Source organism: Caballeronia sp. LZ034LL (assembly GCF_031451215.1).
In the GTDB taxonomy this organism is placed as follows: Bacteria; Pseudomonadota; Gammaproteobacteria; order Burkholderiales; family Burkholderiaceae; genus Caballeronia.
Genome location: NZ_JARUXR010000004.1, coordinates 697,694 through 717,578 on the forward strand (window position 1 = coordinate 697,694; position 19,885 = coordinate 717,578).

Here is a 19,885-nt window from a genome sequence, read left to right on the forward strand (position 1 = left end):
CAGGCGGCGTGGCGCTTCCTGTGCGGAAGTCGGCTGTTTTTTGCCGGACGTTCGTCCTTGCCGTGGACCTGTGCCGTCCGTCGAATGATCTATACCATGCCGCCGACGTTCCGGCCGAGCAAGGCGCATGCCGAATTGCGTAAAGCAGTCTTGCCATGCCCGATATGAGCGGCGTCGATGTTCGCGACGCTCGACAAGCAAGGTTCGCCGATTTATAACGACGAGGCCGTGCCGCAGTGCGTCGAGGCACGGCACAATACAAGACACGCGATGCCGGCGGGCGTCCTGAAGGGGCCGTCCAGGGCAGTCCTTCCGCGCGCACCCGCGATCGCTGCACTGCAAGGCGACGTTTCGTCGGACCGAACAACTGGAACCAAGCGGGAAATCAGAATATGAACAACGTCCTGAGCGTTCAATCGCATGTGGTGTTCGGCCATGCGGGCAACAGCGCGGCGGTCTTTCCCATGCGGCGGCTGGGCGTCAACGTCTGGCCGCTCAACACCGTGCAGTTCTCCAATCACACGCAGTACGGCCGCTGGACCGGCAGCGCCTTCGACGCCGACGAGTTGCAGAGCGTGATCGAAGGCATTGGCGCGATCGGCGTGCTGGGGCGCTGCAATGCGGTGCTCTCGGGTTATCTCGGCGCGCCCGAGCAGGGCCGCGCGGTGGTCGAGATCGTGAAGATGGTCAAGGCGGTGAATCCGCACGCGCTCTTCTTCTGCGATCCGGTCATGGGCCAGACGGGCGGCTGCACGGTCGCGCCCGGCATCGAGGACTTCCTCGTCACCACGATGCCCGGCATCGCCGATGCGCTGATGCCCAATCACGTCGAACTGGAAAAGCTCGTCGGACGCAGTATCGAAACCGTGGAAGAAGCGGTGGACGCCTGTCGCGAGGTCATCGCGCGCGGGCCGCGCATCGTACTCGTCAAGCATCTGCTCGACCGCAACAGCCGCGCCGATACCTTCAACATGCTTGCAGTCGGCCCGACCGAGGCGTGGTTCGCGCAACGTCCGCTGTATCCGTTCGCGCGCCAGCCGGTCGGCGTCGGCGATCTGACGAGCGGCGTGTTCGTCGCGCGCACGCTGCTCGGCGATTCACTCCGCAACGCGCTGGAACACACGCTCGCGGCCGTCAACGCAGTGGTCAAGGCCACCTACGAGGCGGGGCGGTATGAGCTGGAGATCGTCGCGTCGCAGGACGAGATCGCCAAGCCTACCGACCGCTTTCCCGCCATCCGCGTGATGGGCTCCGAAACCGTCAAGCGGGCCTGACTAGCTCGCCTCGCTCGCTTCAAGCAAGCCGAAACGCCAGGACAGCCTGCGCGTCGCGGCCAGCAACGTGCGTGCGAGCGGACCGTCGGCGGCGCTGTCGAAACCGCCCGCCGAACCAATCAGCGCCAGCACCAGGCACACGCTGCCGGTGTGATCGAAGACCGGCGCGGCCAGCGAGTGAATGCCGGGGACCGGTGCATCGAGCGCCGTATCGAAACCCTGCTCGCGGATGCGTGACAACGTTGCGCGATAGTTCTCGCCATCACTCGTGGCGAACGATGCCGGCGCCACGCCCGCGAGGCGGATGCCGTCCTGCTGCAGCAGGCTCGTCCGTACTTCATCCCCGACATGCGCCGCGAAGACCCGGCCAATGGCCGTGTTCACGAGCGACATCGCCGTGCCGATGCGCAGGCTCACGTGCTGCGGCCGCGCCGATTCCTCCAGCCGGATGACCGTCGGTCCGAGCGGGCCGAGCGTGGCGGCGGCGACGGTCAGCGACGTAGCCGCCGCGAGCGCGACGATCTCCGCTTCGGCATCGCGGACCGGCGAGAGCCGTTGCAGCGCGATCAAGCCCAGCTCGCGGCTCAACGGCCCCGCGTGGAAGCGCCCGGCGTCGTCGCGCGACAGCAGGCCGACCTTCACGAGGCTCACCAGATGCGCGAACGCCTTGGCCGGCGGCATGCCGGCCGCCGCCGCGAGGTCGCGCAGCAGCAGCGGACCATCTGCCGCCACCAGCGCGTGCAGCAGGTCACCGGTCGCATCGAGGGCGTTGATGCCGCGCTGCGGACGGACGTCGGGAGCGGGCATCGTCATGACAGGACGCCGGTGAGGTCGCGTGCCGCTTGCTGCAGCGCCTGCGCCAGCGCACCGTTCCAGGCGACGTCGCACAGGCCGCTCGGGCCGATCGCGGTCAGCGCCAGCTGCATCCGTTGCGCGGCGTCGAACACCGGCACGCTCATGCTGCTGACGCCCGGACTCGGCGCATCGATGCCGCGTTCGATGCCACGCGCCCGGATTTCGTCGAGCCGCGCGCCGATGCCGGGCACGTCGGCTTCCGCCTGATGCGCCTGCATGGCCGCGACGCTGGCGGGGGTGTCGAAGGCGAGGAAGATCCGGCCGGTCGCCGTAGCCGACAGCGACATCACCGTGCCGACATGCAAATTGACATGCAAGGGTTGTCCGCCGCGTTCGTAGCGCACGATCGTCGGCCCCTGCGGCCCGGCTACGCTGACGGCCACGCTCATGCCGGTTTCCAGCGCCAATGCCGCGACGCGCGGCGCCGCTGCCCGGTAAGCCGGCTGCTGCTCCAGGTTCATGACGCCCAGGCGCAACGCGAGCGGGCCGGGTTCGTAATTGCCGGTCAATGCATCGCGCTTCACGAGTCCGAGCCGCGTCAGGCTGACGAGATAGGTATGCGCCTGCGCCGTGGACATCGCGGCGGCGTCGGCGAGCGCACTTAGCGCGAGCGGTTCGCGCCGCTTCGCGAGGACGTCGAGCAAACGCGCGCCGACTTCGACGCTCTGGATGCCGCGCTGCTGTTTCGTTTCGACAGGTGCTGCGTGCTGCGCGGCGGAGAGGAGACGGGCCAAAGTGCGTTCCGTGATGGGAAGTGACTGGGCGGTTCGACCGAACGGCCAATGTCCTTCAGTATTTACCCGAAATTTGTCTATGGCAAGTGTATTTGCTGTTGACAAAGTTTTGGCTCGCATCGATCATCGGTTCATCCTCACGAGACTGGACGAGACACGATCATGGCAAAGGCTTTCGCATCGCAGGCGGATCTGCAGGAGAAGAAGATCACCTTCACGCAGCTCTCCGAGAACGCGTACGCCTATACGGCGGAAGGCGATCCGAACTCAGGCGTGATCGTTGGCGACGACGGCGTGCTGATCGTCGATACCACCGCGACGCCCGCCATGGCCCAGGACCTGATCGAAAAGATTCGCGGCGTCACCGACAAACCCATCAAGTACGTCGTGCTGTCGCATTACCACGCGGTGCGCGTGCTGGGGGCATCGGCGTATTTCAAGGAAGGCGCGCAGGAAGTGATCGCGAGCCGCGGCACTTACGAAATGATCGTCGAGCGCGGCGAGCAGGACATGAAGTCGGAGATCGAGCGCTTCCCGCGTCTGTTCGCGGGCGTCGAGACGGTGCCGGGTCTCACCTGGCCGACGCTGGTCTTCGAGCGGGAGATCACGCTCTTCCTCGGCAAGCTCGAGGTGCGGATCGCGCATCTCGGCTCGGGCCACACGAAGGGCGACACCGTGGTGTGGCTGCCGTCGCAGAAGGTGCTGTTTTCAGGCGATCTGGTGGAGTACGACGCAGCCTGCTATTGCGGCGACGCGCAGCTCGAGGACTGGCCCGCGACGCTCGAAGCGTTGCGCACGCTCAATGCGGACAAGCTCGTGCCGGGACGCGGCCCGGCGTTGCTGTCGCCGGCGGATGTGCACAAGGGACTCGACTATACGAAGGACTTCGTCACGACGCTGCTTCAGGCGGGCCGCGAGGCCGTTGCGCAGAAGCTCGACCTGAAGGGCGCGATGGCGCACGCGCGCAAGTCGATGGACGCGAAGTTCGGCCACGTCTTCATCTATGAGCACTGTCTGCCGTTCGACGTGTCGCGCGCTTATGACGAAGCCAGCGGCATCCGCCATCCGCGCATCTGGACCGCCCAGCGCGACCAGGAGATGTGGGCCGCGCTGCAGGACTGACGAGGCGCTTACGCCTGATAAGGGTTGGCCGCCGCCATCGCCTTGAAGTTCTCGGGCGTCGAGAAAGCCAGATATTCAGCCTGCATGTCGGGCGCGAGGAATTCGAGCATCGTCGAGTTCTCGATCCACAGTTCGATCACGTGGAAGAAGTTGTTGCCGCGCGTGCAATGCACCGCGCGCCAGCCTTCGCGCTCGCCAATCGCGATGATTTCCGCGCTCGTGCGGGGCGTCGCAATCGCCATATGGAAGGCGCTGTAGCGCGGCCGCGCTGCGGTGTCCGCGCCGTAGCCCACGCTTTCTTCCTCGCCGCCGCCCGGCGTAATCACGCGATCGCCTGGATACACCTCGATGATGCTGCCGCGCTCGTCGCCTGCCACGGCCATCCAGGCGTCGGGGAACGGCGAGAACGGCGCGGCGAAGCCATCCCAGAGTTCGGCCAGCACATGCGCGACGTGTTTCGGATCGTTGGCGGGAATGGAGGCATGGAAGATCATCGCGAGAACTCCTCTCGGTGACGAAGGAACGGCGGTGTGGATTGTTCCAGAGTCCTTTGTTATGAGTGTTTTCGCATGCGTCGTGCGTGAGCGCTTTTCCGACCGATGGATCGCTCCTTCAGGCAACCCTTTCAGGCAACCAGAAACGCGACGATCGCATCGCATACGCGGCCGAACATCTGCGTGCCGGTCACGGTCACGCAGCCGCGCGCACGGGCCGCTTCGATGAACGGCGTCAGCGGCGGCTTGGTCACGACATCGCCGACGAACGTCGTGGGCGCAAGGCGCGAGACGTCGATCGGCAGCGGATCGCCCGCGCGCATGCCCGCCGGCGACGCATTCACGATCAGATCATAGGTTTCCGCACCGGCGTCGTCCGCGACCTGCACCGCGCCGCGTTTCAATGCGGCGAGTCGCGTGGCGAGGGCATCGGTGCGCGCGGCGTCGGAATCGCGGATCGCGAGCGTCGCCACGCCGGCATCCACCAGTGCATGCCCGATTGCCGAACCCGCGCCGCCCGCGCCGATCAGCAACGCGCGTTTGCCCGCGGGTTCGCAACCGGCGTCGCGCAGCGCCGCGACCATGCCGATGCCGTCCGACGCGCCACCGTGCCAGCTGCCGTCCGCATTGCGCCTCAGCATGTTGACCGCGCCGAGGAAACGGCCTTCGTCAGTCAGGGTGCTGCAGAAGGATGTCGCGCTGAACTTGTGCGGAACGGTGACGATCACGCCGTCGCAGTTCTGCAAGGGCGCGAGACCGGCGAAGAACGTGTCGAGATCGGCGGGCGCGACGTGCGCGGGAATCACGATCGCATCCTGGCCTTGTGCGCGTAGTGCCGCGGTCACGCCGGCCGGGGAGCGCACCTGCGCGATCGGATCGCCGACGATGAAATACACGCGTGTCGCGCCGCTGAGGCCTTCGTCGAGCGAAGCCGAGAAAGAGGGGTCCTGCGCCATGGTTGTCTCCGGGTTGGAATTCGAGGCGAGCGGAATCGGTTCGCCCGTTCACAGCGAACTCTAATCTAAAGTGGAATTCTGTTCAACATTTAAGACATCAGGCCGCAACTAATCGTCTTCGTTTGAACCGACCGTGAAGTCAGGTGCGTGATCGCGTGGTAAATGCCGTCAAAGGCTGCTTACAGCGAATCGGGTCCGTGCATCGGCGTGGGAACGCCTACCGCCGCCAGCGCTTCATGCAAGGTCCCGAACACGTTCGACGCCCCCAGCACGCGCGTCAGCCCATGCCGGTCCATGTCGCCGCGCAGGAAGCGATTCACCCGCCCGAAACTCACCGCGATGCCGCGCGCCTGCAGGGTTTCGATGAGATCGCCGATGGTCCGCGCCGCCGAATAATCGAGGTCGGTGATCGCTCCGGCATCGACGACGAGATGGCGCAGACCGCCCGGCGCCGCATCGACGAGCTCTGTCACTTCCACCGTGAAGAAGTGATCGTTCGCATAGAACAGATCCGCGCCGAAGCGATACACGATGAGTTCCGATGTGGTCATCGCGCCCGGCGCCGTGGGCACGAACTGCCAGCGCCCGTCGGGCGGAACGGGCGTCAGCACCATCGTGTGCGGACGGTAGCTGTGGCGCACGTGCCGCATCAGCGACAACGCCACGGCGAGCAGGATGCCGTGCTCGACGCCGATCATCACCACAGCCGCCGCCGTCACCAGCGCGAGCGTGAACTCGCCCGGACTTTCGGCGCGGATGTCCCGCAGGCTCCGCACGTTGACCAGTCCGATGGCGATGGTGAACACGATCGCCGCCAGCACGCAATGCGGCAGGTAGCGCAGATAGCCGCTCAGGAACAGCAGCACGACGGCGACCACCGCCGCGAATGCGACCTGTCCGAACTGGCTGCGGGTGCCGGCGCGCTCGGCCATCGCGGTCTGCGTAGGGCTGCCGTTGACGACGAAGGTGCCGCTGAACGCCGCCGCCGTGTTGGCTGCGGCGAGACCGAGGATGTCGGCGTTGGTGTCGACGTCCTCGCGATACTGCTGCGCATAGACGCGCGCCGCCGCCGCGCTCTGCGCGATGATCATCACGAAGCACGAGGCCGCGACGGGCATCAGGTCGAGGAACTGCTGCCAGGTGACGGCGGGAAAGCGCAGCGCGGGCAGGCCGCCGTCGATGGCTCCGAGCACCGCGATGCCATGCGCCGAAAATTCGAACATCTTGCTGGCAACGATGCTGCCGATCACCCCGATGAGCGGCATCGGCACGCGCGGCGCGGCGCGCTTGCAGAGCAGGATCGGGACGATCACGAGCAGCGCCAGCCCGAAGGTCGGCGCATGGAATTGCAGCGCATGACCGGCGACATAGGCCAGTTGCGCCAGACTGCGCGATGAAGGCTCCGGCACCGTCATGCCGAGCAGATCGCCGAGCATCGCGATGGAAACCTGCACGCCGACACCCGCCAGAAAGCCGACCAGCACCGTGCGCGACAGGAAATCGGCGAGAAAGCCCAGCTTGAAGAGCCGCGCGAGCAACAGCAGCGCGGCGGTCTGCAATGCAACCATGCCGGCGAGCGCGATGTATTCGGCGCTGCCCATGGCGGCCATCGTCGAGACGCGGCTGGAGAGGATGGTCGCCGTCGCCGAGTCCGCCGCGACCACCAGATGCCGCGACGCGCCGAACAAAGCGAACGCGAACAGCGGCAGGAAAGCCGTGTACAGGCCGGTGATCGGCGGCATCCCCGCGATGCGCGCGTAGCCGAGCACCTGCGGAATATCCATCGAGGCAAGCGAGACGCCCGCCAGCGCATCGCGCAGCGCGGCGGCGCGGTTCAGCGGGAGCATGCCTTTCAACAGCCAGGCATGGAGGGCGGGCCGGCGAGGGGATGGCTGCATGGGCGGACGCGTGTCATCGAAGAAGCGAATCGTGCCCCAATAACGAATGGCTGCCAAGCCGTGCGAGGGTCCGTCGACTGAAAATGGCTTTGCGTGATTCGCTAAAGTGGAATAGGATTCTGAAATAGAAGAAAGTTCAGCGAACGAGCGGGGATCGGAGCATATCGATGGCGGAGACACTGGAGCAGTTGGGATCGGACGAGCAATTCGATGTGGTTGTGGTGGGCGCGGGCGGCGCGGGCATGTCGGCGGCGCTGGTGGCGGCCATCGACGGCGCGCGCGTGCTGCTCGTGGAGAGCACGGAATACGTCGGCGGCACGACGGCTTACTCGGCGGGCACCACCTGGATACCCGGTTCGATGCACGGGCCGGGCGTCAATCCCGAAGACACCGTGGCGAATGCCGAAGCATTTCTGGATCGTGCGGTCGGCGCACACAGCCAGGCGGCGATGCGCCGGGCGTTTCTGGACGCAGGTCCGAAGGCGGTAGCGCAACTGGAGGCCCATAGCGAAGTGAAGTACCGCGCGCGCCCGTTCCATCCGGATTACCTGTCGGAAGTCGAAGGCTCGACGCTGCGCGGCCGCGCGCTGGAGCCGCTGCCCTTTGACGGCCGCACGCTCGGCCCCGACTTCGCGCTGATTCGTCCGCCACTTCCCGAGTTCACCGTGCTGGGCGGCATGATGGTCGATCGCGACGACGTCGCGCATTTGCTCGGCATGACGAAATCACTGAAGTCGTTGCGGCACGCCGCGGCGCTGCTCACGCGGCACGCGCGCGACCGCCTGAGTTCGCCGCGCGGCACGCGGCTCGTGATGGGCAATGCGCTGATCGGACGGCTGCTTCTGTCGCTGCGCCAGCGCGGCGTGACGATCCTGACCAAGACCCGGATTGACGCGCTGCACAGCGGCGCACATGGCATCGAAGCGGTGTCGCTGAGCCAGGTCAATAAACGTCGGCGTATCCGCGTGACAGGCGGCGTGATCCTGGCGAGCGGCGGCTTCAACCGGCACGCGAAGCGCCGCGCCGAACTGCTGCCGGGCGCCGATCCCTCGTGGTGCGCGGGCGCGCCCGGACATACCGGCGGCGCGCAGGATCTGGCGCTCGCAGCCGGCGCGCGGTTTGGCGAGGGCGCGCGGTCGAACGCGTTCTGGGCGCCGGTGTCGACCCGCAAACGCGCGGACGGCAGCACCGCCGTGTTCCCGCACTTCCTGATGGATCGCGGCAAGCCGGGAATGATCGTCGTCGATCGCAACGGCCGGCGCTTCCTCAACGAAAACACGTCGTATCACCTGTTCGGCATCGCGATGCAGGAAGCGCACCGTGCGCAGCCGTCGATCCCCGCGTGCCTCGTCACGGATGCGGATGGCTTGCGCAAGTACGGGCTCGGCATGGTGCGTCCGGGCGGCAAGGGACTCGCGCCGTTTCTCGCCGATGGCTATCTCGTCGAAGGCAGCACGCTCGACCAACTGGCGGACCGGCTCGGCATCGACCGGACGGGGCTCGCGGACAGCGTCGCGCGCAATAACCGTTATGCGCAGACGGGCGTCGATGCCGATTTCCAGCGCGGCACGACCGCGTATCAAAACGCCAACGGCGATGCGAACCGGAGCGGACCGAACAAGTGCCTCGGGCCGATTGCGAGGGCGCCGTTCTATGCGGTGCGGCTCTATCCGGGCGATATCGGCGCGGCGACCGGCCTCGTCACCGATACCGACGCGCGCGTGCTCGATCGTGACGATCAGCCGATCGCCGGACTCTATGCCTGCGGCAACGACATGCAGTCGGTGATGGGCGGCGTTTATCCCGGCCCGGGCATCACGCTTGGCCCGGGGCTCGCATTCGGCTATCTGGCGGCACGGCATGCGGCGGCGCGGGCGCAAAACGCGCTGACAGATGCACGCGGTGAAGCGCTCGTGCTGCCTATGGAAATCGGGTCGAGCCTGCACGCGCATGCGGTGTCCAAATGAGCCAGATCCCGGTGATCCATTGCGATGTCCTGGTCCTCGGCTCCGGCGCCGGCGGTCTGTCCACGGCGGTCACGGCGGCGCAGCAGGGCTTGTCCGTGCTGGTCTGCGAGAAGGAAGACGTATTTGGCGGCACGACCGCGTGGTCGGGCGGCTGGATGTGGATTCCGTGCAATCCGCTCGCGCAGCGCGCGGGGATCGTCGAACCGGCGGATGCGCCGCGCACCTACCTCGCGGGCGAACTCGGCGCACACGTCGACGCCGCCAAGATCGATGCGCTGATCGAACACGGTCCGCGCATGATCGAGTTCTTCGAGCGGAATACGGCGGTGCGCTTCATCGACGGCAACCGCATTCCCGATTTCCACACGACGCAAGGCTCAGGGACCGGCGGCCGCTCGGTAGGCGCGATGCCGTTCGACGGCCGCGCGCTCGGCCCGCTGCTCGACCGTCTGCGGCCGCCGCTCGCCGAAACCACGGTGGCCGGCATGGCGATCGCATCGGGCGCGGACCTGACGCATTTTCTGAACGCGACGCGCAGTGCCACGTCGGCCTGGCATGTGGCGCGGCGCTTCGCAGTGTTCGCGTGGCAGAAGCTGCGCTACGGCCGCTCGATGCATCTTGTGAACGGCAATGCGCTGGTCGCGCGGCTGTTGAAATCGGCGGCGGATAGAGGTGTCGATCTGCGCACGCGCGCAAAGGCCGTGACGCTTCTGCATGGCGGGGCGCGTGTGACGGGCGCGCGCGTGGAGATCGACGGCGTGCCGCATGACGTGCTGGCAAGACGCGGCGTGGTGCTCGCCTGCGGCGGCTATCCGCACGATGCGGCGCGTCAGGCGCGCACGTTTCCGTGCATGCCGCACTGGTCCGCCGCGCCCACGAGCAATACCGGCGATGGCATTCGCGCGGGCATCGACGCCGGCGCGCATTTCGACGACGCGCTGGACGCGCCCGCCGCGTGGGCGCCGGTTTCGCTGGTGCCGCGCGCGCATGGCGCGGTGGCGGCGTTTCCGCACCTGATCGAGCGCGCGAAGCCGGGCGTGATCGCCGTGACGCGCGCGGGGCGGCGCTTCACGAACGAGGCGTCGTCGTATCACGATTTCGTCTCGGCGCTCATCGGCACGGTGCCGCCCGGCGAGGAAGTCTGCGCGTGGCTCGTGTGCGATCACCGGTTCCAGCGCCGCTATGGCCTGGGTGCGGCGAAGCCGTTTCCGTTTCCGCTCGGGCCGCTGCAGCGCGCCGGCTATCTCAAGTCCGCGCCGACGCTCGAGGCGCTCGCGCAGCAATGCGGCATCGACGCGCGCGGTCTCGCCGATACCGTCGCCACCTATAACGCGTACGCCAAGGACGGCTTCGATCCTCAGTTCCACAAGGGCTCGACGCCGTACAACCGCTTCCAGGGCGACGCGCTGCATCAGCCGAACCCCTGCGTCGCGCCGCTCGCGGACGCCCCGTTCCATGCGGTGAAGATCGTGCCCGGCAGTCTCGGCACCTTTGCAGGACTTTCCACCGATGCCCGCGCGCGCGTGCTCGATGCCTCCGCCGTGCCCGTCGCCGGGCTGTATGCGGTCGGCAACGACGCCGCGAGCATGATGGGCGGCCACTATCCGGCCGGCGGCATCACGCTCGGTCCGGCGATGACCTTCGGCTATCTGGCCGGCCTCGAACTGGCGCAGGCGCTGCCGCATGACGACAGCGGCGCCTGCGCGCAAGACTCTCATTCCACACAGGCAAGGACTTTTCAATGACTCTCTACGACACAGTCACGTTGACGGTGAAGCTCGGCGCGAACGCGCGGGTCTTCGAGCATATCGAGGCGAGCGGCGCCGCGCCGGGCGTGCAGCTGCTCGGCTGCTGGTATTCCGACATCGGCGCACTGGGCCGCGTGATGGTGCTGCGCGGCTTCGATTCCGAAGCGGCGCTCGTGCGCGAACGGCAGCGGCTGTTGCTCGAAGGCAATCCGTTCGGCTGCGGCGAGTTCGTCACCGACGTCGACGTGAGCAGCTACGCGCTGTTTGCGTTCCTTCCGCCGATCGAGCCCGCCGTGCACGGCGGCATCTACGAGATGCGCGTGTACGGCACGAAGCTCGCGAGCCTGCAACACACGATCGACGCGTGGCAGGGCGCGTTGCCGGAGCGCACAAAGCGTTCGCCCCTGATCGGCGCGATGTATGCGCTCGACGGCACGGTGCCGCGCTTTCTCAACATCTGGCCGTATGCGAGCGTGGACGAGCGTTCGCGCATCCGCGCCGAAGCGGTGGCGGACGGCATCTGGCCGCCGAAGGGCGGACCGGCCCATCTGACGACGATGGAATCGACCATCTACATGCCGGCGCCGTTCTCGCCGCTGCGCTGAAGGGAGACGCCGTTATGTCACGACGCAAGTTGTCCCTGTCGGCCCTGACGGTGCTGGAGCTGACGCCGCCGCAGATGGTCGAGTGCGCGGCGCGCGCCGGTTACGATTTTGTCGGCCTGCGGCTCTTGCCGGCGACGGACACGGAGGTGCGCCACAAAATCGTCGGTGCGACGCAGCTCAAGCGCGAGACGCTGGCGGCGTTGCGCGATACGGGCATCGGCGTGCTCGATGCCGAGATCCTGCGTTTGAAACCGGAGACGGACGTCGCCGCGTACGAGCCGATGCTCGCGACCGCGGCCGAGCTCGGCGCGCGCTACGTGCTCGTCGCGGGCAACGATCCCGACGAGGCGCGCACCGCCGCGCGTCTCGCGGCGCTGTGCGATCTTGCGCAGCCGTATGGCCTGTCGCCCTCGCTTGAACCGATGCCGTGGACGGATGCGAAAGACATCGTGCAGGGCGCGCGGATCGTACGGGCGGCGGGGCGCGCGAATACGGGCCTGATCGTCGATCCGATTCATTTCGACCGTGCCGGTTCGTCGACCGCCGTGCTCGCCGACCTGCCGCGCGAATGGTTCGGCTATCTGCAATTCTGCGATGCGCCCGCCGAGCGTCCGACGGACCTCGACACGCTGCTGTGTCAGGCGCGCGCCGAACGCATGATTCCGGGCGAGGGCGGCCTCGATCTGACGGGCATCCTGCGGGCGCTGCCGGAGGATCTGCCGCTGTCGATCGAAACGCCGATGAACCAGTGGGCCCGCAGCGCCGATGCGTTCACACGCGCCACCCGTCTGCGTGAGGCGACGCTGTCCGTGCTCGAGGAGGCGTACGCCAAAGAATGACATCCGGCGGTTGAATTCCGAGGTGGAATCGTGTTCTCATTTCGAACCGGAACTTCGAGAGGCTGAAGATGGCAGGAAACCTGGAGCGGGCGTTGTCGATCATCGAGTTGCTGGCGAAAAACGGCGGGCGCATGCCGCTCGCCACCATCGCCGACACGCTCAACATTCCCCGCAGCGGCACGCACCGGCTGCTCGCGATGCTGATCGACGAAGGCTACGTCCGTCAGGACGAGGATCACGGCGAGTACATGCTGGCGTTGAAGCTCGTGTCGCTGGCGCTCATCTATCTGTCGACCGGCGGCGTCCTCGACGTTTCCCAGCCGGTACTGGACCGGCTCGCGGCGCAGTCGGGCGAACTGGCGCGGCTGGGCGTCGTGGAGGACGACCACATTACGTTCGTCGGCAAGGCGCAGGGCGCGAAATCCGGCCTGCGCTACGACCCCGACATGGGCAGCCAGCCGCCGCTGCATTGCACGGCGAGCGGACAGGCGTGGCTGTCGTCGCTGACCGACGAAGCCGCGCTGGAACTCGTCGCGCGCCAGGGCGGGCTCGGCAAGCCGGGCTCGGGCGGGCCCAGGGCGCCGAAGGGCATTCAGGAATTCCTCGCCGGCTTGCAGGCGGCGCGCGAACGCGGCTATGGCATCGCGAGCGAGACCTACGAGGCCGGCATGACGTCGATGGCTGCGCCGATCCACCATCCGGTGACGGGCGTGGTGGTGGGCGTCGTGAGTCTGGCCGGGCCGACCAGCCGACTGCCCGATGCCCGCCTGGAGGCGCTCGCGCCCGCGTTGCTTGAGGCAGCATCGGACATGGGCGCGGCGACTCTGAGTTCGCCTTATTTCAAGCGGTCGGCGGGCAAGGTGGACGGGGATGTGGTTTTGCCGTCGGGCGGCAAGGGCAGCCCTAAGTCGAAGGCCGGGTAAGCGGCGGGGCGCGCTGGCCGAATGGCCAAGGTGACGCCCCGCGCAGCCCTGCGATATCATGAATTCATCATGAAACGAGAACCGCAAATGACTACTCCGCTCGATCCCATCGTGTCCGAGTTCGCTACCGTCGAAGAAGCCGAAGCCTATGACAAGTGGTTTCGGGAGAAGGTGAGACGGTCCATGGCGGATACTCGGCCGCGTATTCCGCATGACGAAGCCATGGCGCGCATTCGTGCGAAGCTGGACGCGAAAATCAGAGAGAAGGAAAGGTCTGGATCCTGATGCTGCCAATTCGCTGGACGCTTCAAGCATTGGATGACCTCGATCAAATCACGGACTACATTGCTGAATACAACCCCGGGGCAGCGAAGACGATATTCGAGGTCATCGAAAGCGCTGTGATTCCTGCTTCAGTAACTCCTTATCTGTTTCGAACCGGCCGCGAGCCGGGTACGCGCGAGATCGTTGCGCATCCGAATTATCTTGTTGTTTATCGTGTCATGGACGGGTTGATCGAAGTCGTCAACGTGATCCACGCGCGACAACGCTATCCGCGTGAGTGAAGCGAATCGCGGGTCGGCTTGTGAGCGTTTTCAGACCCAGGCGAAGCGCCACATGAGCTGGCGCCTCGCATGATGGTGTTCTGAGATTGCTCCCGCACCCTCCTGCCCGGATCAAGCCTTCGCGAGGCCGATCATGCATGCAGCGCCCGTTACGCCGTCCTTGCGTGAAGTCGATGATCTGCCGTCGCCGCGCGGCCTTCCACTGCTGGGCAATCTGCATCAGCTGCCGCCCGCCACGCATCACCTGACGCTCGAACGCTGGGCCACGGAACTGGGCACGCCCTACGTGTTCCGCTTCGGCACCACGCGCGTCACGGTCTGGGACGACATCGAGCTGTCTCATGCGGTGCTGCGTGAACGTCCGTATCGCTACCGCCGCTATGCGCCCATCGAGAGAATCCTGAAGGAGTTCGGCTGCAACGGGCTGTTTTCGATCGAAGGCGATGCATGGGAACCGCAACGCCGCCTCGTCATGCAGGCGCTGTCCATTCCGCACATCAAGGCGTTCTATCCGACGCTCGCCGCGATCACCGAGCGTTTGCGGCGCCGCTGGGAAGCCGCCGCGCGCGCGGGCGTGGTGGTCGACATGCTCGACGACCTGAAGCGTTTCACCGTCGATGTCACGAGCGCGCTCGCCCTCGGCGACGACCCGAACACGCTGGAGAACGAGCGCGAGTTGATCCAGCAACAACTGGCCATGCTGCTGCCGACGCTGATGGCCCGCGTCAATTCGCCGTTCGCGTGGTGGCATTACGTGAAGCTCCCGCGCGACCGCCAGTTCGACGCCGCGATGATCGACGTGCATCGCCATATCCGCTCGCTGATGGCGCGCACGCGTGCCCGCATGCGCGAGGAAGCGCGGGCGGAAGCCTGCGAGACGCCGTTCATGGATCTCGACGTCGAACCGCGCAATCTGCTCGAAGCGATGCTCGCGCTGCGCGACGTGCCCGGCTCCGGCATCACCGACGACGAAGTCGCCGCCAACGTGCTCACCATGCTCGTGGCCGGCGAGGAGACGACCGCGACGAGCATCGCGTGGGCGTTGCTGTTCCTGGGCGCGGACGAAGCCTTGCAGGAACGCGTCGCGGCGCACGCCCGCTCGGTCCTCGGTGATGCCGCCGTGTGCCCGAGCTACGCCGCGATGCGCACGCTCGACCTGTGCGAGGCGCTCTGTACGGAAGCGAGCCGTCTGCATCCGGTCGCGCCATATCTTTCGCTCGAACCGGTCGAGGACGTGCGGCTGCGCGGCGTGCGTCTGCCGGCCGGCACCAAGATCTTCCTGCTGCATCGTCCCGCCATGCTCGATCCGCGCAACTTCGCCGCGCCCGAACGCTACGATCCGGACCGCTGGCTGCATGAGCACCGGGCGCAGCAGGGCGCGCCGGCCGGCTGTCCGGCACAGCGCGGCGCGCATGAGCCGCATGCCTATCTGCAATTCGGCGCGGGGCCGCGGGTGTGTCCGGGACGCCATCTGGCGGCGGTCGAGATGCGGCTCGTGATCTCGATGCTGACGGCAAACTTCACCGCGCGCCTGGCCATCGATCCGTCGCGGATCCACGAGACCTGCGCGTTCACCGTGGGGCCGAGCGCCATGCCGATGCGGCTCGCGTTGCGCGCGGGCGGCTAGGCGGTGTTCGCGGACGGATCGGCGGAAGGCACGCTGCCGCCCGTCGCCATCCACAGCACTTCGGCGTCTTCCTCGCTCGTCGAGATGGCCGCGTGGCCGGTGCGCGAATCGAAGTACATGCTGTCGCCGGCGTTCAGCTGCGTGGGCGCATACAGCTCGGAATACAGGCACACGCTGCCGCTGATCACGTACAGGAATTCTTCGCCTTCGTGGCGGCCCCAGTCGTCGAAGGCGTCGAGGGTATGCGCCGAGATCCGGATGCGGAACGGCAGCATCGCCTTGTGCGCGAGTTCGGTGGCGAGCAGTTCCATCTGATAGCCGCGATACGCGTGACGCTGCCCGGCGTCGCGGCGGGTGAGCGCCCGGCGCCCGCTTGCGCTGGGCGCCGGCGCAGTGCCGAACAGTTCGCCGAGGTCGATGCGCAGGCCGCGGACGATTTTCTGCAACACGTCGAAGGTCGGCGACATCAGCCCGTTCTCGATCTTCGACAGCGCCGAACGCGACACGCCGCACACGCGGCTCGCGGTGTCGAGCGTCAGGTCCAGCGCGAGCCGCGCCTGCCTGACCCGCCGTCCGAGATCGGCCGGGGAAGTGTCCGGCGGGTTTTTCGTGCTGAGGCTGGCCATGGGAAGATGGGTGTCGTGGGTCACAAAGGACATCGTTTTGTTTCCGATCATAACATCGCGATTACACCTGACGGGGCCGCGAGCAAATGCCGGGAAGGTCCGGCAAGCCTACGTGACAACCCTTATATTGAGCGCGGTTGTGGCACGGAGCCGCAGCGCGTATAGTTTCCGAAATTCACTCAAGTTTCTGATAAGAAACAGCGCCCGTCCGTCATGTCGCGCGGCAGGTGCGAGCCGGACTTACTTTCGAAAGGACTCTCATCGTGAACGCACAATCGATCCTCGCCGACCTCGGCATCGCGCATCTCGTTGCCGACGGCGACCTCGCCGTCACTTCGCCGATCACGGGTGAAGTCATCGGCCGCGTGAAGCAGCACACCGCCGCCGACGTCGACACCGCGCTGGCCGCCGCCCGCGACGCCTTCGCCACCTGGCGCAACGTGCCCGCGCCGCGCCGCGGCGAACTGGTGCGACTGCTCGGCAACCGCTTGCGCGAGAAGAAGGAAGCGCTTGGCAAGCTGGTGTCGCTCGAAGCGGGCAAGATTCTTCAGGAAGGGCTGGGCGAGGTGCAGGAGATGATCGACATCTGCGACTTCGCGGTCGGCCTGTCGCGTCAGCTCTACGGCCTGACGATCGCCTCGGAGCGTCCGGGTCACCGGATGGCCGAAACCTGGCATCCGATGGGCGTTTGTTCGATCATCTCCGCCTTCAATTTCCCGGTGGCCGTGTGGTCGTGGAACGCGGCGCTCGCGCTCGTGTGCGGCAACGCCGTCGTGTGGAAGCCGTCGGAAAAGACGCCGCTCACGGCGCTCGCCGTCGATCGCATCCTGCGCGACGCCCTCGACGAATTCGGCTCGGCGCCGGAAGGACTGGCGGCGCTGCTCATCGGCGGACGCGAGGTTGGCACGGCGCTCGTCGCGGACAAGCGTTCCGATATCGTCAGCGCAACCGGCAGCACGGAAATGGGCCGCAAGGTCGGCGTCGCGGTTGCGCAGCGTTTCGGCCGTTCGATCCTCGAACTCGGCGGCAACAACGCGGGCATCGTCTCGCACACGGCGAATCGCGTTCTGGCGTTGCGCGGCATCCTGTTCTCGGCAGTCGGCACGGCGGGACAGCGCTGCACGTCGCTGCGCCGGCTGTTCGTGCACGACAGCATCTATGACGAAACCGTCACGCGTCTGAAAGAGCTGTACGGCAAGGTGCCGGTCGGCAATCCGCTGGAGACGGGCGTGCTGATGGGACCGCTGATCGACGTGCAGGCGTTCGCGCGCATGCAGGACGCGCTCGAACAGGCCAAGGGCGAGGGCGGCACCGTGCATGGCGGCGAGCGCGTCGCCGTGAAGGGGCACGAGAACGGTTACTACGTGCGTCCGGCGCTGGTCGAAATGCCGTCGCAGACCGACGTCGTGCTGAAGGAAACCTTCGCGCCGATCCTCTATGTGATGCGCTACAGCGATTTCGACGACGCCATCGCCGCCAACAACGCGGCCGTGCACGGCCTGTCGTCGTGCACGTTCACGACCGACCTGCGCGAAGCCGAACGCTTCCTGTCGGCCTCGGGCAGCGATTGCGGCATCGCCAACGTGAACATCGGGCCGAGCGGCGCGGAAATCGGCGGCGCATTCGGCGGCGAAAAGGAAACCGGCGGCGGACGCGAATCCGGCTCCGATGCCTGGAAGGGCTACATGCGCCGCGCGACCAACACGATCAACTACTCGTCGGAATTGCCGCTGGCGCAGGGCATCGACTTCAACCTGGGCTGAGCGCGCGGCGGCATCGGCATCGGCATCGACATCGTCAGCGGCATTCGCACGGAGGCGGCGTGGCTTCTCAAGTGGTGATCGTGGGTGGCGGCGTGATCGGCAGTTCGGTCGCGTATTTTCTGCGGGCTGCGGATCCGACCGTGCAGGTCACGGTGATCGAGCGCGATCCGACTTACGCGCGCTCGTCGTCGGCGCTGTCGGCGGCGTCGATCCGTCAGCAGTTCTCGACGCCGCTCTCGGTGCGCATGTCGCTCTACGGCATCGAGTTCCTGCGCTCGATCGGCGAGCGGCTGGAGGTGAATGGCGAACGCCCGTCGATCGATCTGTATGAAGGCGGCTATTTGTTTCTGGCGACCGCTCCCGGGGCCGCGACGCTGCGCGAGAACCACGCGCTGCAACGCGAGCTCGGCGCGGACATCAGTCTGCTCGATGCCGCGCAGCTCGCCGCGCGCTTTCCCTGGCTGCATACCGACGATCTGGCGGCGGGCGCCTACGGCGAAAGCGGCGAAGGCTGGTTCGATGGCTACGGCCTCGTGCAGGCCCTGCGGCGCAAGGCTCAGGCGCTTGGCGCGCGTTACGTGGCGAGCGAGGTGACGGGCATCCGGCGCGACGGCCGGCGCGCGACGGCGGTGCAAGCGGCGAACGGCGAAACCTATGCCTGCGACGTGCTGGTGAACGCCGCGGGCGCATGGGCGCGGCCGGTGGCGAAGCTGCTGGGCATCGACCTGCCGGTGCATGCGCGCCGCCGCAGCATCTTCAATGTGTCGTCGCCGGCGAAGCTCGAAGGCGCGCCGTTGCTGATCGATCCGAGCGGGGTCTACTTCCGGCCTGAAGGGCAGACCTATATTTGCGGGACCTCACCTTCCGCTGAGCACGATCCCGACGACCTGCCGCTCGACGAAGTCGATCACGCGCTGTTCGACGACGTGATCTGGCCGACGCTCGCCCATCGCGTGCCGGGCTTCGAGGCGCTGCGGGTCGAGCGTTGCTGGTCCGGTTACTACGAGTACAACGTGCTCGACCAGAACGCGATCATCGGCGCGCATCCGGAGGTCGAAAACTGCTTTTTCGCCAACGGCTTCAGCGGCCATGGATTGCAGCAAGGTCCGGCGACGGGCCGCGGCGTCAGCGAAATGATCCTGCACGGGCGCTATGAAACGCTGGATCTCTCGCCGCTCGACTGGACGCGCGTGCTGGAAGGCAGGCCGATCGTGGAAAAGAATGTGGTGTAACTAATAGAAGAGTGCAGTGCGGAATGGGGAGTGCGTTAAAGCACGGCTTCGCATTGATTTGATTCAAGAATGCCCGGCTTCGACCGGGCATTTTTTTCGCTAGTTAAAACGGTACGCGGATTGAAACGATTCCGCATGCGCTACATGCAGACATTCTCTTGAGTCTTGCTTCGTTTTTCGGCGGCGTCCATTAATGAAATCCACTAGGGCCAGCCGCTTCAAGGAGGCGCATTCTGGAACCATCAATCTTGTCGAGTGCATCGAACGAAAGGAGACTAAAGATGGATGCCAATACAAACGCGCACTACTACGCCTGGATCGAAGACGGCGAACTGCCCCCGGATACGAGCGTGTCCGTGTCGCATCGCTCCAGCCAGGTAGCGGCGGAACCGGATTATGTCGCAGAAATCTGCGGACGTTTCGCCAGTGAGAAATCGGAAGAGGAACAAAAGTCCTGTGTCATTCGCGGATATAACTGATCGCCACATCGCAATGTGTTGCGCGCGTGGCACGCTTTGTCACGAGGCATTTTAAGTGTAACAAATTTTGTCATTTCGATTGATGATCTGATTGCATCAGTCATGTGAAATCGGCAAATGATGGGCGGAGACAGATAAGTCTCCGCTTCCGAATTGCTGGCTTTTGAGCATGTAGAT

Annotated in this window: 19 protein-coding genes; 13 read left to right on the plus strand and 6 right to left on the minus strand. The window is 66.2% G+C overall.

The window, feature by feature from the left end:
- Positions 1-392 precede the first annotated feature (392 nt).
- The gene (gene pdxY / locus QCE83_RS30570; RefSeq protein WP_309819951.1) at positions 393-1,274 is read left to right on the plus strand and encodes a pyridoxal kinase PdxY; all 882 of its coding nucleotides are present in this window, start codon (positions 393-395) and stop codon (positions 1,272-1,274) included.
- Here pdxY and QCE83_RS30575 read toward each other — a convergent pair whose 3' ends face one another.
- Together QCE83_RS30575 and QCE83_RS30580 are read right to left on the minus strand one after the other, a co-directional pair.
- Positions 1,275-2,087 (minus strand): IclR family transcriptional regulator C-terminal domain-containing protein, encoded by an 813-nt coding sequence (locus QCE83_RS30575; protein ID WP_309819953.1) that lies wholly within the window; start codon positions 2,085-2,087, stop codon positions 1,275-1,277.
- On the minus strand, positions 2,084-2,863 hold the full coding sequence (locus tag QCE83_RS30580) for a helix-turn-helix domain-containing protein (protein WP_309819955.1): 780 nt from the start codon (positions 2,861-2,863) through the stop codon (positions 2,084-2,086). Before QCE83_RS30580 ends, QCE83_RS30575 begins: the two co-directional genes overlap by 4 nt.
- 162 nt (positions 2,864-3,025) lie before the next feature.
- On the opposite strand from QCE83_RS30580, the gene QCE83_RS30585 reads away from it, so the two are divergent.
- Positions 3,026-3,985, plus strand: coding sequence for an MBL fold metallo-hydrolase (locus tag QCE83_RS30585; RefSeq protein WP_309819956.1), 960 nt, complete (start codon positions 3,026-3,028; stop codon positions 3,983-3,985).
- Positions 3,986-3,993: 8 nt separating this feature from the next.
- On the opposite strand, the gene QCE83_RS30590 is transcribed toward QCE83_RS30585, so the two are convergent.
- The 3 genes from QCE83_RS30590 to QCE83_RS30600 form a co-directional block, all read right to left on the minus strand.
- The gene (locus tag QCE83_RS30590) at positions 3,994-4,479 is read right to left on the minus strand and encodes a hypothetical protein (RefSeq protein WP_309819958.1); all 486 of its coding nucleotides are present in this window, start codon (positions 4,477-4,479) and stop codon (positions 3,994-3,996) included.
- Positions 4,480-4,610: 131 nt separating this feature from the next.
- Positions 4,611-5,435 (minus strand): shikimate dehydrogenase, encoded by an 825-nt coding sequence (locus QCE83_RS30595; protein WP_309819959.1) that lies wholly within the window; start codon positions 5,433-5,435, stop codon positions 4,611-4,613.
- Positions 5,436-5,614: 179 nt separating this feature from the next.
- Complete coding sequence (locus QCE83_RS30600; protein ID WP_309819961.1) at positions 5,615-7,333, minus strand: SulP family inorganic anion transporter; 1,719 nt, start codon at positions 7,331-7,333, stop codon at positions 5,615-5,617.
- A 167-nt stretch (positions 7,334-7,500) separates the two neighbouring features.
- Here QCE83_RS30600 and QCE83_RS30605 point away from each other — a divergent pair, with 167 nt between their 5' ends.
- The 8 genes from QCE83_RS30605 to QCE83_RS30640 all read left to right on the plus strand — a co-directional run bounded on the left by QCE83_RS30605 (position 7,501) and on the right by QCE83_RS30640 (position 15,608).
- Positions 7,501-9,300 (plus strand): FAD-dependent oxidoreductase, encoded by a 1,800-nt coding sequence (locus QCE83_RS30605; RefSeq protein ID WP_309819963.1) that lies wholly within the window; start codon positions 7,501-7,503, stop codon positions 9,298-9,300.
- Positions 9,297-11,045, plus strand: a complete 1,749-nt coding sequence (locus tag QCE83_RS30610; RefSeq protein ID WP_309819966.1) for an FAD-dependent oxidoreductase — start codon at positions 9,297-9,299, stop codon at positions 11,043-11,045. The genes QCE83_RS30605 and QCE83_RS30610 overlap by 4 nt, the downstream gene beginning before the upstream one ends.
- Positions 11,042-11,653 carry an NIPSNAP family protein gene (locus QCE83_RS30615; RefSeq protein ID WP_309819968.1) on the plus strand — a complete coding sequence of 204 codons (612 nt, stop codon included), beginning with the start codon at positions 11,042-11,044 and terminating at the stop codon, positions 11,651-11,653. Before QCE83_RS30610 ends, QCE83_RS30615 begins: the two co-directional genes overlap by 4 nt.
- Before the next feature lie 14 nt (positions 11,654-11,667).
- Positions 11,668-12,492 carry a sugar phosphate isomerase/epimerase gene (locus QCE83_RS30620; RefSeq protein ID WP_309819970.1) on the plus strand — a complete coding sequence of 275 codons (825 nt, stop codon included), beginning with the start codon at positions 11,668-11,670 and terminating at the stop codon, positions 12,490-12,492.
- Between the two features lie 68 nt (positions 12,493-12,560).
- Positions 12,561-13,415 carry an IclR family transcriptional regulator gene (locus QCE83_RS30625; RefSeq protein ID WP_309819973.1) on the plus strand — a complete coding sequence of 285 codons (855 nt, stop codon included), beginning with the start codon at positions 12,561-12,563 and terminating at the stop codon, positions 13,413-13,415.
- Between the two features lie 87 nt (positions 13,416-13,502).
- Entirely contained in the window at positions 13,503-13,700 is a 198-nt protein-coding gene (locus tag QCE83_RS30630; protein WP_309819975.1) for a stability determinant, read from the plus strand.
- Positions 13,700-13,981, plus strand: a complete 282-nt coding sequence (locus QCE83_RS30635) for a type II toxin-antitoxin system RelE/ParE family toxin (RefSeq protein WP_309819977.1) — start codon at positions 13,700-13,702, stop codon at positions 13,979-13,981. The genes QCE83_RS30630 and QCE83_RS30635 overlap by 1 nt, the downstream gene beginning before the upstream one ends.
- A 133-nt stretch (positions 13,982-14,114) precedes the next feature.
- Positions 14,115-15,608, plus strand: a complete 1,494-nt coding sequence (locus tag QCE83_RS30640) for a cytochrome P450 (RefSeq protein WP_309819979.1) — start codon at positions 14,115-14,117, stop codon at positions 15,606-15,608.
- Here QCE83_RS30640 and QCE83_RS30645 read toward each other — a convergent pair.
- Positions 15,605-16,234 carry an XRE family transcriptional regulator gene (locus tag QCE83_RS30645; RefSeq protein ID WP_309821184.1) on the minus strand — a complete coding sequence of 210 codons (630 nt, stop codon included), beginning with the start codon at positions 16,232-16,234 and terminating at the stop codon, positions 15,605-15,607. The two genes, QCE83_RS30640 and QCE83_RS30645, sit on opposite strands and share 4 nt — an antisense overlap.
- 263 nt (positions 16,235-16,497) lie before the next feature.
- On the opposite strand from QCE83_RS30645, the gene QCE83_RS30650 reads away from it, so the two are divergent.
- The 3 genes from QCE83_RS30650 (at position 16,498) to QCE83_RS30660 (ending at position 19,708) form a co-directional block, all read left to right on the plus strand.
- Positions 16,498-17,997: an aldehyde dehydrogenase family protein gene (locus QCE83_RS30650; RefSeq protein WP_309819981.1), complete on the plus strand. Its 1,500-nt coding sequence runs from the start codon at positions 16,498-16,500 to the stop codon at positions 17,995-17,997.
- Between the two features lie 59 nt (positions 17,998-18,056).
- Complete coding sequence (locus QCE83_RS30655; protein ID WP_309819982.1) at positions 18,057-19,229, plus strand: FAD-binding oxidoreductase; 1,173 nt, start codon at positions 18,057-18,059, stop codon at positions 19,227-19,229.
- Positions 19,230-19,510: 281 nt separating this feature from the next.
- Positions 19,511-19,708, plus strand: coding sequence for a hypothetical protein (locus QCE83_RS30660; RefSeq protein WP_309819984.1), 198 nt, complete (start codon positions 19,511-19,513; stop codon positions 19,706-19,708).
- Positions 19,709-19,885 lie beyond the last annotated feature (177 nt).

Bases quoted from the DNA above. Each gene is read 5' to 3' on its own strand.
- QCE83_RS30635 (WP_309819977.1), top strand. From the start codon at position 13,700: ATGCTGCCAATTCGCTGGACGCTTCAAGCATTGGATGACCTCGATCAA.
- QCE83_RS30640 (WP_309819979.1), top strand. From the start codon at position 14,115: ATGCATGCAGCGCCCGTTACGCCGTCCTTGCGTGAAGTCGATGATCTG.
- pdxY (WP_309819951.1), top strand. From the start codon at position 393: ATGAACAACGTCCTGAGCGTTCAATCGCATGTGGTGTTCGGCCATGCG.
- QCE83_RS30605 (WP_309819963.1), top strand. From the start codon at position 7,501: ATGGCGGAGACACTGGAGCAGTTGGGATCGGACGAGCAATTCGATGTG.
- QCE83_RS30645 (WP_309821184.1), bottom strand. From the start codon at position 16,234: ATGGCCAGCCTCAGCACGAAAAACCCGCCGGACACTTCCCCGGCCGAT.
- QCE83_RS30590 (WP_309819958.1), bottom strand. From the start codon at position 4,479: ATGATCTTCCATGCCTCCATTCCCGCCAACGATCCGAAACACGTCGCG.
- QCE83_RS30620 (WP_309819970.1), top strand. From the start codon at position 11,668: ATGTCACGACGCAAGTTGTCCCTGTCGGCCCTGACGGTGCTGGAGCTG.
- QCE83_RS30585 (WP_309819956.1), top strand. From the start codon at position 3,026: ATGGCAAAGGCTTTCGCATCGCAGGCGGATCTGCAGGAGAAGAAGATC.
- QCE83_RS30595 (WP_309819959.1), bottom strand. From the start codon at position 5,435: ATGGCGCAGGACCCCTCTTTCTCGGCTTCGCTCGACGAAGGCCTCAGC.
- QCE83_RS30610 (WP_309819966.1), top strand. From the start codon at position 9,297: ATGAGCCAGATCCCGGTGATCCATTGCGATGTCCTGGTCCTCGGCTCC.
- QCE83_RS30575 (WP_309819953.1), bottom strand. From the start codon at position 2,087: ATGACGATGCCCGCTCCCGACGTCCGTCCGCAGCGCGGCATCAACGCC.
- QCE83_RS30600 (WP_309819961.1), bottom strand. From the start codon at position 7,333: ATGCAGCCATCCCCTCGCCGGCCCGCCCTCCATGCCTGGCTGTTGAAA.
- QCE83_RS30630 (WP_309819975.1), top strand. From the start codon at position 13,503: ATGACTACTCCGCTCGATCCCATCGTGTCCGAGTTCGCTACCGTCGAA.
- QCE83_RS30615 (WP_309819968.1), top strand. From the start codon at position 11,042: ATGACTCTCTACGACACAGTCACGTTGACGGTGAAGCTCGGCGCGAAC.
- QCE83_RS30660 (WP_309819984.1), top strand. From the start codon at position 19,511: ATGGATGCCAATACAAACGCGCACTACTACGCCTGGATCGAAGACGGC.
- QCE83_RS30625 (WP_309819973.1), top strand. From the start codon at position 12,561: ATGGCAGGAAACCTGGAGCGGGCGTTGTCGATCATCGAGTTGCTGGCG.